The sequence below is a fragment of the Paraburkholderia lycopersici genome, assembly GCF_900096975.1.
Classification (GTDB): domain Bacteria; phylum Pseudomonadota; class Gammaproteobacteria; order Burkholderiales; family Burkholderiaceae; genus Paraburkholderia; species Paraburkholderia lycopersici.
The window spans coordinates 1-9,996 of the sequence record NZ_FMYQ01000058.1 but is presented as its reverse complement, the minus strand read 5'-3'; the positions used below and the strand labels follow the sequence as shown (position 1 = coordinate 9,996).

Genomic DNA, 9,996 nt, shown 5'->3' with positions numbered 1-9,996 from the left:
ACTGTAGATGCCCGAGGGCGGGACGAGTGCGCCGGGTTATTCGCCTGGCGCGATACATTTGAAAAGAGAGTAGAGCAAAGGCACGAAGAGGACCCGTACCTCAGAGATTGAAGACATGCGGACGCTTGCGCGGCAGTTTAGTGGTTTCTGCCTGTCTGAAAAACACGAAGGTCAGTACGCAAAGTTGCTTTGGAAATACCATGAAGGGCACTGTTTTGTCCTCAGTGCCATCTCTTTCAATGGGCGTGCACTAGAAGTCAAGGCGGAAGTACCTGTTTGCAACGAACCTGGAATGGAAAGTCTGACTCGGGGCTGTGCTCGTGATACTTGCCGACGACGGCAATAAATTTGTTCTTGAGGATCTATCTTGCAATTTTTAAAAGAGACAGCTGTCACGGTGCTTTTCATGCTTGCAATGTTGAATGTAAGCGCAGCGGATGTGGAGAATTGGCCAATTAGAAGGATCGATATAATGTCTCCAGATGGACGCCTTCCGAGCAACGTTCGGGCGATTTCAGCCAACGGTGAAGTCATCGTTGGTCAGGTGGAGAGTAAGTCGGGTGGGCAACCGGTTGCTTTTCGCTGGACTGCGCAAACCGGCATGCGGGATATACGGACAGGTGAGGCGAAGTCGTCGCGTGCAGATAGTATTTCGGTTGATGGGTCCGCAATCAGCGGTAGCGTTGATGGCGCGGATGGGAAGACGCAGGGTTTCCGGTGGACCGCAGCGCGGGGTCTGGAGAAATTTGGAAGGAACTGGAGTTACGTTCAAACATCGGGTATCTCAGACGATGGCACTATTCTTGTTGGCGCTTTCTGGTATCAAGACTATGATCCTCATGCGTTTTACTGGACGGAGAGAGACGGCGTTCAGTCTATCGCCGATGATAAATTCTTTCAGATGTCCCAATTAACTGATAGCGGGGCACTGGGTATTTCAGGCGATGGTTCGACAATTGTTGGTTGGGCCGCTGATGACCAGCGGCAGCAGGCAATCGCATTTCGATGGACGAGGGCCAACGGTGCTCAGTACATTGGTAATGTCGGAGGTGGAGACAACATACCTCACTGGATGGGGGTATCGAAAGACGGATCTGTTGTTGTCGGAACCGCATTTAACGGCTCATATAGAGGAGCCACCGAACACGTCTTTCGCTGGACCCGGGAAGAGGGCTTCAAGAATGTGATTCCAGACGGCGAATCAAATGCGCTCGGCATGTCCAGTGACGGTTCGAAGCTGTTTGGAGAGTACCGGGTAGAAGATCAGTTCCACTATTTCGTCTGGACGAAGAACAGTGGCGTAGTTGATACGGGGATTGTGGCTGATCGTACGCAGTGGCCCTTGATTTCAGATCGGGCCATTACCTTGGTACCGGCCCGGTAGAGACCTGGTGCTCCACGAGCAAGCACAGGTAAAGGCGGGGAAGTCGTGGCGGTATGCTGATCCGAGAACTGCGGCATGAAACAACTGAATTCGATCACGCAAATCGTCGCGGTGCTGGACTTCGAAACAACCGGGCTTTCGCCAAGTCTGGGCGACCGGGCTACGGAAGTTGCCGTCATCCTTTTGCGTGGCGGAGAAATCATTGACCGCTACCAGAGCTTGATGAATGCCGGCAGGCGGATACCCTCCGATGTGGTTGCCCTTACCGGCATTACGAACGACATGATCGCATCGGCTCCCCCGGTTTCGAAAGTCATGAGGGAGGTAGCAGCGTTCGTTGGACGTCATCCCGTTGTTGCGCACAACGCTGGTTTCGATCAGCGGTTTTGGCAAGCCGAACTCGGACTTCTTGGCGTTTCTGCTGAACACTCGTTTGCGTGCACGATGCTCGCTTCGAGGCGTATCTATCCCGAAGCCCCAAGTCACCGGTTGTCAACCTTGGCGGAGATGCTGCGACTGCCGACATCAGGTCGAGCTCACCGGGCGATGGTCGACGCTGAGATGGCCTGCCACCTCTGGTGTCGATTGCAATACGATATTGCTCAGGCTTATGGGCTAGAACGAATCGATCATGCGCTCATGGCGCGTCTGCAGAAGACCAGTAAGGCCAAGGTTGCGGCGTTCCTTCGTGGATTAGGTCCCGATAGGGTTTAACGCTGGAGCAACAGGATCGATACCGGCAGCGACGAGCTCGCGAGCTTCTGCACGAAAGCGCTGAGCGTCGGACAGACTAACGTCAGGGAAGCCGCCGATGGAGAGAAGGCGCTCCTTGCCATCGCCCCTGAACTTGTATCGCCAGAGCTTGCTTCCGCCGCGAAGAGGTGGCTTGCTCGTTGGGCCGAGTTGGTGACTGGACGGTTGCCGCTATTCCCGCGCCCGTCCTACCCTGGCCGGACCCTGGCAGGATTTTGCGGGCCGAGGCGGCACGACCCGTGGTTGTGACGGCGTGCGGCGAGGACGATCGGACGGTTTCTAAAAGGGGACGCCAGGGCGTCGGCGTCCACATCGACTACAATCTCGCCTTCGCCCACCATTCACCCATCGTCTGTCAGGAATCCGCTGGTGTCTCAAGCTGCCCCCGACCCTCAAGCCGAGCCTATCGCCGCCGAACCCGCTCACGTCCAGCCGTCGCCCACCGCGCCCGCGAAAAAGCGCAGCAAGCGCGAGCGCCGCGCAGAAAAGCGCGCCGCCATCGAAGCCTCGGTCGCTCATGCCCCTATTATCGAGATCGAGTCGCTCGACATGGAGGCGCGCGGCGTCGGCCGCACCGTTACCGAGACGGGCGAGCCCGGCAAGGTGATCTTCGTCGAAGGCGCGCTGCCGGGCGAGCGCGTGACCTACCTGAGCTACCGCAAGAAGCCGACGTTTGAACAGGCGCAGGTGGTGAACGTGCTGCGCGAGAGCGCGATCCGCACGAGGCCGCAGTGCGCGTTCTTCGGGACCTGCGGCGGCTGCTCGATGCAGCATCTCGACGTGCGCGCGCAGATCGCCGTCAAGCAGCGCGTGCTCGAAGACAACCTGATGCACCTCTCGAAGGTACGCGCCGAGACGATGTTCCGGCCGATTCACGGGCCCTCGTGGGGCTACCGTTATCGCGCGCGTCTCACGGTGCGCAACGTGCCGAAGAAGGGCGGCGTGCTCGTCGGCTTCCACGAGAAGAAGAGCAGCTACGTGGCCGACATGACGAGCTGCGAAGTGCTGCCGCCGAACGTCTCCGCGATGCTCGTGCCGCTGCGTCATCTCGTGGCCGCGCTGTCGATTCGTGACCGCATGCCGCAGATCGAACTCGCTGTCGGTTCGAGCGTGACGGCGCTCGTGCTGCGCATTCTCGAGCCGCTCACGGCCGCCGACGAAGACCTTCTGCGCGTATTCGCCGACGAGCACAACGTGCAGTTCTGGCTGCAGCCGAAGGGCCCGGATTCGGTGTTCCCGTTCTATCCGCTGGACAAGGAACTGGACTACACGCTGCCCGAATTCGGCATTCGCATGCCGTTCAAGCCGACGGACTTCACGCAGGTCAATCACCAGATCAACCGCGTGCTGGTGGGCCGCGCGCTGCGCCTGCTCGCGCCGGAGCCGGGCGACCGCGTGCTCGACCTGTTCTGCGGCATCGGCAACTTCACGCTGCCGCTCGCGCGTCTCGCGCGAGAAGTGGTGGGGATCGAAGGCAGCGACACGCTGACGGCCCGGGCGCTCGACAATGCGCGCGCCAACGGCGTGGACGGCCATACGTCGTTCGCGTGCCGCAACCTGTTCGAAGTCACCGCCGACGACATTCGCGCGCTCGGTCACTTCGACAAGTTCCTCGTCGACCCGCCGCGCGAGGGTGCGCTCGCCGTTTCGCAGGCGCTTGCGGAAATCGCGCAGAGCGGCAACGGGCCGCTGCCCAAACGCATCGTCTACGTGTCGTGCAGCCCCGCGACGCTCGCGCGCGATGCGGGCGTGCTCGTCAACGAGGCCGGTTACCGGCTCAAGGGCGCGGGTGTCGTCAACATGTTCCCGCACACGTCGCACGTGGAGTCGATTGCGTTGTTCGAGCGCGATTGAAGAGGGTCGCGCAGTGCGCGGCCATCAGTGAAAAGCAAAACGCCACGGAAATTTCGTGGCGTTTTGCTTTTCCGTGACGTTTCTTCTGCGGCGCACATCGCGCGAGGGCCCTGTGGCTTCATCGTGGCGAGCGTTGGCGCAGTTTCCCGGGCTGGGTGCTCAAGCCGTCAATTGCCAGCCGCCTGGTTTAATACGCGGACGGCCCGCCGCTCGGGCGGATTGGCTGCTTTCCTGCGCGGCAGCGCGCGAGGAAACTTGGGGAAGGGTTGTGCAGGGTGCGAGGCGACGAAAATCTTCACTACACGTCGCCCGCAAAGGCTCAAAGAAGCATTGCGGGCGACAGTCAATGCGAGACGATTACCAGATCTGCCACCACGACTTGTCGTCCTTGCCGGGGCGCGCGTGGCCGGTGATGTACGGGCTGTCCGGGAAGGTGGCGGCGAGCACGCGACGGGTGTCGTCGGCGAGCTGCGGCTGATCGAGTCTCTGGTACGAGAGAATCATGATGTGCAGCGCGTCTTCGATCGCCGGCGCGCTCTTGTATTCCTGAAGCGCGAGCTGCGCGCGGTTGATGGCGGCCACATAGGCGCCGCGGCGGTAGTAGTACTCGGCCGCGTGTACTTCGTGCGACGCCAGCGCGTTCACGATATAACGCATGCGCTGTGCCGCGTCCGGTGCGTACTTGCTTTGCGGATACTTGTCGACCACGACCTTGAACGCGTCATACGCTTCGCGAAGCGACTTCGGATCGCGCTCGCTCATGTCCTGGCCTGAGAAGCGGCCGAACAGACCCAGGTCGTCGTTGAAGTGGATCATGCCCTTGAGATAGTACGCGTAGGCAATGTCCGGGTGATCCGGGTGCAACTGGATGAAGCGGTTGATGGCCTGGTCGGCGGCGTCGTTCTCGTTGTCCTTCCAGTTGCAGTAGGCCACGTTGATTTGCGCCTGCTGGGCGAAGTGGCCGAACGGGTCGCGGCCCTGGAGCGACTCGAAGTATTTCGCGCATTTGCCCCAGTCGCCGCCGGAGAGCGCGTCCTGGGCCTCCGTATATAATTTGTTGTTGTTCCACGCAGCCGTTTCGTCGGTCTTTTCCGGCAGGCCGTGACAGGCCGCGACCACGGCGAGCGCGGCGCCGCAGGCAGCAAGGCGAACGATGTCGCCAATCTTGCCGAGCGTTCGTGCTCGCGCCACGCGCATTGCGTTTCGGGCCACCGCATGTTGGGCCAGTTTCGTAATCGTGTTCAAGGCTCGCATTTATCCAGTCCAGCTTCAGGTCCACAGGTGACCCAGACTCAATGACCCGTTCAGTTATTCCGGGGGCCGGCGCTCCCGGCGCCCAAAACAGCATCAGCGATTATAGCCTGGGCAATGCGCCCGATGACGCAGCCTCCCGCGAGGCGCTTGACGACGAGCTTGCCGGCAAGGAAGCCCGCGGCGCGGCGCGTACGCGCGGCGGCGAAGCCCCGCGCTCGGTTCAGGTGCCCGATGAACTCGCCGGCGAACGCCTCGACAAGGTGCTCGCGAAGGTGTTTCCGGAGTTTTCCCGCAGCCGCCTGCAAGGCTGGATCGAGGAGCAGCGCGTGCGCGTGGACGGCAAGCCGGCCAAGGTGCGCCAGCCGGTGCCGCTCGGCGCGACCATCGACCTCGTGCCCGACCTCCTGCCCGAGCAGCTCGCGTTTACGCCCGAGCCGGTGCCGCTCGACATTGTCTACGAAGACGACGCCATCGTCGTCATCAACAAGCCCGCGGGGCTCGTCGTCCATCCGGCTGCGGGCAACTGGAGCGGCACGATCCTCAACGGCCTGCTGCACCGCTACGGCGAAGCGGCGGCGGGGCTGCCGCGCGCGGGCATCGTCCATCGTCTCGACAAGGAGACTTCCGGGCTGATGGTCGTCGCGCGAACGCTCGAAGCACAGACCGATCTCGTGCGTCAGTTGCAGGCGCGCACGGTGAAACGCCGCTATCTCGCGCTCGTGTGGGGCAATATGCCCGACGAAGGCACGATCGACGCGCCCATCGGCCGCGACCCGCGCGAGCGCACGCGCATGGCGGTGGTGAAGGGCGCTTCGGGCAAGCCCGCGCGCACGCATTTCAGGCGCATCGACAAGACGCTCTGGCACAACCAGCCCGTGAGCGCGATCCACTGCGACCTCGAGACCGGCCGCACGCACCAGATCCGCGTGCATTGCGCGCACATCGGCCATCCGCTGCTGGGCGATCCCGTGTATGGCCACGCGCGCGGCAAGCGCTCGGTCGCGACGCTGCCCGGCGGTTTCGCGCGCCAGGCGCTGCACGCGTGGCGCCTTGGCCTCGTGCATCCGGTGACGGGTCGCGCAATGCAGTGGCGCGCCGAAGTCCCCGACGACATGGACGCGCTGATCGAGGCGCTTGGTTTCGGCAGCGAGGAAGACGAGGACGAGCACGGCTTCGACGACGACATGTTCGACAGCGCCTACACCGACGAGGGCTACGTGATCGGCGGCGACGAAGACGACTACGCCGACGAAGACGACTACGCGGACTATGCGGGCGAAGAAAGCGACGAAGAAAGCGGCGAAGACGACCCGCACGACGAGGACAAGCACGCATGACGCCCAGCCCGGAACTGATATCCGCCGACTTGCTGCAGCCCGACTGGCAAGTTTCGCCGCGCGTGCGTGCGCTGGTGACGACGCGCAACGGCGGCGTGAGCGAGCCGCCGTTCGGGCGCTGGCAGGCGGCGCGCGGCGAGGAGGAGAGCGGCGAAGGCCTCGAATTGCCCGGCGGCCTGAACCTTGGCCGGGGTTCGGGCGATGATCTCGAACATGTCGAGGCGAACCGCGCACGACTGCTCGCGCACGCGGGCGTGCCAGCCGCATGGCTCAAGCAGATCCACGGGCCGTTCGTGGTCGACGCCGGCGCGGCGCTCGAAGCCGCGCGCGCGGGTGCGCCGCTCGAAGCCGACGCCAGCGTCACCGCCGAGCCCGGCATCGCCTGCGCGGTGATGGTGGCCGACTGCATGCCCGTCTTGTTCTGCGACGGCGCGGGCCGTGCCGTGGGCGCTGCGCACGCGGGGTGGCGCGGGTTGGCCGCGGGCGTCATCGAGCGCACGGCCGGGCGCGTCGCTGCGCTCGCCGGCTGCCTGAGCGCCGAGCTCCATGCCTATCTCGGCCCCGCGATCGGGCCGGCGGCCTTCGAGGTCGGCGCAGACGTGCGTGACGCGTTCATGTCCCAGGTGGAGCATGTGGACGCGGCACAACGCGATGCGCACCGCGCGGCGACCGAGGCAGCGTTCGTTGCGCGGCCCGATGCGGGCGGGAAGTACCTTGCCGATCTTCCGGCACTGGCGAGGCTTCGGCTCGACGCGCACGGCGTGCGTCATGTGAGCGGCGGCGACCTGTGCACGGTCACGTTGCGCGAGCGCTTTTACTCCTATCGGCGCGACCGCGTCACGGGTCGCATGGCCGCGCTGATCTGGCTCCAGCCCTGAACAATGCTGCTCGCGCCGCCGCCCTGCTGAGGACGGCGGCGGCGCCACGTCGCGCACTTTCCATGCTTCTTTGCTGCACTGCAGCTATTCTCGCGAGCCCCATTGTCCGATGCGCGACATATCCAGTCGCCGATCGCCTCATTGCACTGCAAGCGCTTGCCCTCACGGTAAATTTTTGCGCGCCATCCGGCACGGCGAAGCGACGCGCCAGTTAAACAATTGATTACATCGGGAAAACGATAATTAAAAAAATATCGCAGTGCGGCAAAATCGGGCACAAGCATTGACACGCTTTGCAATGGGGAGCAAAAATGTCCCTCACCCACGGGACAGGACGTGACGAGTGCCGCAACGGCGCCCGTATGCGTACCACCTGCCTCTCAACCAGTCCTTCGGGACACATCGGTCAAAAGCAGGCATGACGGCATCTCAACGTTCCAAGACTGCCCCGGGCACGGGCGCTTCCACTGATGGTGCAACGCGCTTCACCCAGCCTTTCGCTCCCGACGCAGCCGGCATGCAGCAATATCTCGACGCGTGGACGAACGCCTGGAAGAGCGCACTGAATGCTGCGCAGCAAACCGGCGGAGCGGCGCAGCAAGCGCCCATCGCGGGACTCACGGGCAACTGGTGGCCGCCCGCGGCCAACGGTGCTCCGCAGAGCCCCTTCGGCGCGGCGAATCCGTTCGGCGCAGCGAATCCGTTCGGCGCAGCGAATCCGTTCGGCGTGGCGAACCCGTTCGAAGGTTTCAAGCTTCCCACAGCGTCGATCGAGCCCACGCGCTTGCAGCACCTGCAAGCGGAGTACTCGCGCGATGCGCTCGACCTGCTGCGTCAGGCCACCGATGCCACGCCCAAGGCGCCTGAACTCAAGGATCGGCGCTTCAGTTCCGAGGCCTGGAAGGCGACGCCCGGCTATGCATTCACGGCCGCGTGGTATCTGCTGAACGCGCGCTATCTGCATGAGCTCGTCGACGCGATCGACACCGATCCGAAAACGCGCGAACGCATTCGCTTCGCCGTGCAGCAGTGGACCGCAGCCGCTTCGCCCAGCAATTTTCTCGCGCTCAATCCCGACGCGCAGCACGCCTTGCTCGAAAGCCATGGCGAAAGCCTGCGCCAGGGCGTGATGAACCTGCTCGGCGACATGACGCGCGGAAAGATCTCGCAAACGGACGAATCGCGCTTCGTCGTCGGCCGCAATCTCGCGACCACCGAAGGCTCGGTTGTGTTCGAGAACGAACTGTTCCAGCTGATCCAGTACAAGCCGCGTACGCCCACCGTGCGCGAGCGGCCGCTTTTGATCGTGCCGCCGTGCATCAACAAGTACTACATCCTCGATCTGCAGCCCGAGAACTCGCTCGTCGCGTATGCGCTGGACCAGGGGCAGCAGGTGTTCCTCGTTTCGTGGCGCAACGGCGATGCGTCGATCGCTCACAAGTCGTGGGACGACTACGTCGAAGAGGGCGTGCTGACCGCCATCGAAACCACGCGCAGCATCAGCGGGCGCGAGCAGATCAACACGCTCGGTTTCTGTGTGGGCGGCACGCTGCTCGCCACGGCGCTGGCCGTTGCGGCGGCGCGCGGCGAGCATCCCGCTTCGTCGATGACGCTGCTCACCGCGATGCTCGATTTCAGCGATACGGGCGTCCTCGACGTGTTCGTCGACGAAGCCCACGTGCAGATGCGCGAGCAGACCATCGGCGGCAAGAATGGCGCAACGCCTGGTCTCATGCGCGGCGTCGAGTTCGCGAATACGTTCTCGTTCCTGCGACCGAATGATCTGGTCTGGAATTACGTCGTCGACAACTATCTGAAGGGCCGCACGCCCGCGCCGTTCGACCTGCTGTTCTGGAACAGCGACTCGACGAGCCTGCCAGGCCCGATGTACGCGTGGTATCTGCGCAATACGTATCTGGAGAACAAGCTGCGCGAGCCCGGAGCGCTCACGGTGTGCGGCGAGGAAGTGGACCTCTCGCGCATCGACGTGCCGACCTTCATCTACGGCTCGCGCGAGGATCACATCGTGCCGTGGCGCACGGCCTATGCATCGGTGCCGCTGCTCTCCGGGCCGCTGAAATTCGTGCTCGGCGCGTCGGGTCATATCGCGGGCGTCATCAACCCCGCGTCGAAGAACAAGCGCAGCTTCTGGAGCATCGAGGCCGACGCGAAGCATCTGCCCGAAGAGGCCGACGACTGGTTTGCCGAAGCCGGGGAAAAGCCCGGCAGCTGGTGGCCAACCTGGGCCGAATGGCTCGATCAGTACGGTGGCAAGAAGGTAAAGCCGCGCGCGCAGGCCGGTTCGGCGGAATTCCCCGAAATCGAGCCTGCGCCGGGGCGTTATGTGCAGCAGCGCGACTAATGCGCTTGCTGCGAAATGGGATTAACAACTTGACGGGCGGGCGCATTGCGCAAATTTGAACCGCTCGGAGGATCTGGAAATGACTGACATTGTGATCGTATCGGCCGCCCGTACGGCGGTGGGCAAATTCGGCGGCTCGCTGGCGAAGGTGGCGGCGCCCGAGCTGGGGGCGCT

General features: G+C 63.2%; 7 protein-coding genes and 1 pseudogene. 6 read left to right on the top strand and 2 right to left on the bottom strand.

Features of this window, described 5'->3' with window-relative positions; all coding sequences use genetic code 11:
* The first annotated feature begins 367 nt into the window (after positions 1-367).
* Complete coding sequence (locus BLU17_RS32925) at positions 368-1,384, top strand: hypothetical protein (protein WP_143189403.1); 1,017 nt, start codon at positions 368-370, stop codon at positions 1,382-1,384.
* Positions 1,385-1,459: 75 nt separating this feature from the next.
* Positions 1,460-2,098, top strand: coding sequence for a 3'-5' exonuclease (locus BLU17_RS31770; RefSeq protein ID WP_092006628.1), 639 nt, complete (start codon positions 1,460-1,462; stop codon positions 2,096-2,098).
* Here the strand turns inward: BLU17_RS31770 and BLU17_RS31765 are convergent.
* Positions 2,078-2,242 (bottom strand): annotated as a pseudogene (locus BLU17_RS31765) (Arm DNA-binding domain-containing protein); the annotation flags it as partial. The gene BLU17_RS31770 and the pseudogene BLU17_RS31765 overlap by 21 nt on opposite strands.
* A gap of 444 nt (positions 2,243-2,686) precedes the next feature.
* Here BLU17_RS31765 and rlmD point away from each other — a divergent pair.
* Positions 2,687-3,991 carry a 23S rRNA (uracil(1939)-C(5))-methyltransferase RlmD gene (gene rlmD / locus BLU17_RS31760; protein WP_245747119.1) on the top strand — a complete coding sequence of 435 codons (1,305 nt, stop codon included), beginning with the start codon at positions 2,687-2,689 and terminating at the stop codon, positions 3,989-3,991.
* Between the two features lie 357 nt (positions 3,992-4,348).
* On the opposite strand, the gene BLU17_RS31755 is transcribed toward rlmD, so the two are convergent.
* Complete coding sequence (locus BLU17_RS31755; protein WP_425434167.1) at positions 4,349-5,188, bottom strand: outer membrane protein assembly factor BamD; 840 nt, start codon at positions 5,186-5,188, stop codon at positions 4,349-4,351.
* A gap of 98 nt (positions 5,189-5,286) precedes the next feature.
* Between BLU17_RS31755 and BLU17_RS31750 the strand changes: the two genes are divergently transcribed.
* The 3 genes from BLU17_RS31750 (at position 5,287) to phaC (ending at position 9,822) form a co-directional block, all read left to right on the top strand.
* A complete protein-coding gene (locus BLU17_RS31750) occupies positions 5,287-6,582 on the top strand; it encodes an RluA family pseudouridine synthase (RefSeq protein WP_092006622.1) in 1,296 nt (431 codons plus the stop codon).
* Positions 6,579-7,460, top strand: a complete 882-nt coding sequence (gene pgeF, locus BLU17_RS31745; RefSeq protein ID WP_092006619.1) for a peptidoglycan editing factor PgeF — start codon at positions 6,579-6,581, stop codon at positions 7,458-7,460. The genes BLU17_RS31750 and pgeF overlap by 4 nt, the downstream gene beginning before the upstream one ends.
* Positions 7,461-7,878: 418 nt before the next feature.
* Positions 7,879-9,822 (top strand): class I poly(R)-hydroxyalkanoic acid synthase, encoded by a 1,944-nt coding sequence (phaC, locus tag BLU17_RS31740; RefSeq protein ID WP_176929269.1) that lies wholly within the window; start codon positions 7,879-7,881, stop codon positions 9,820-9,822.
* Positions 9,823-9,996: the final 174 nt, after the last annotated feature.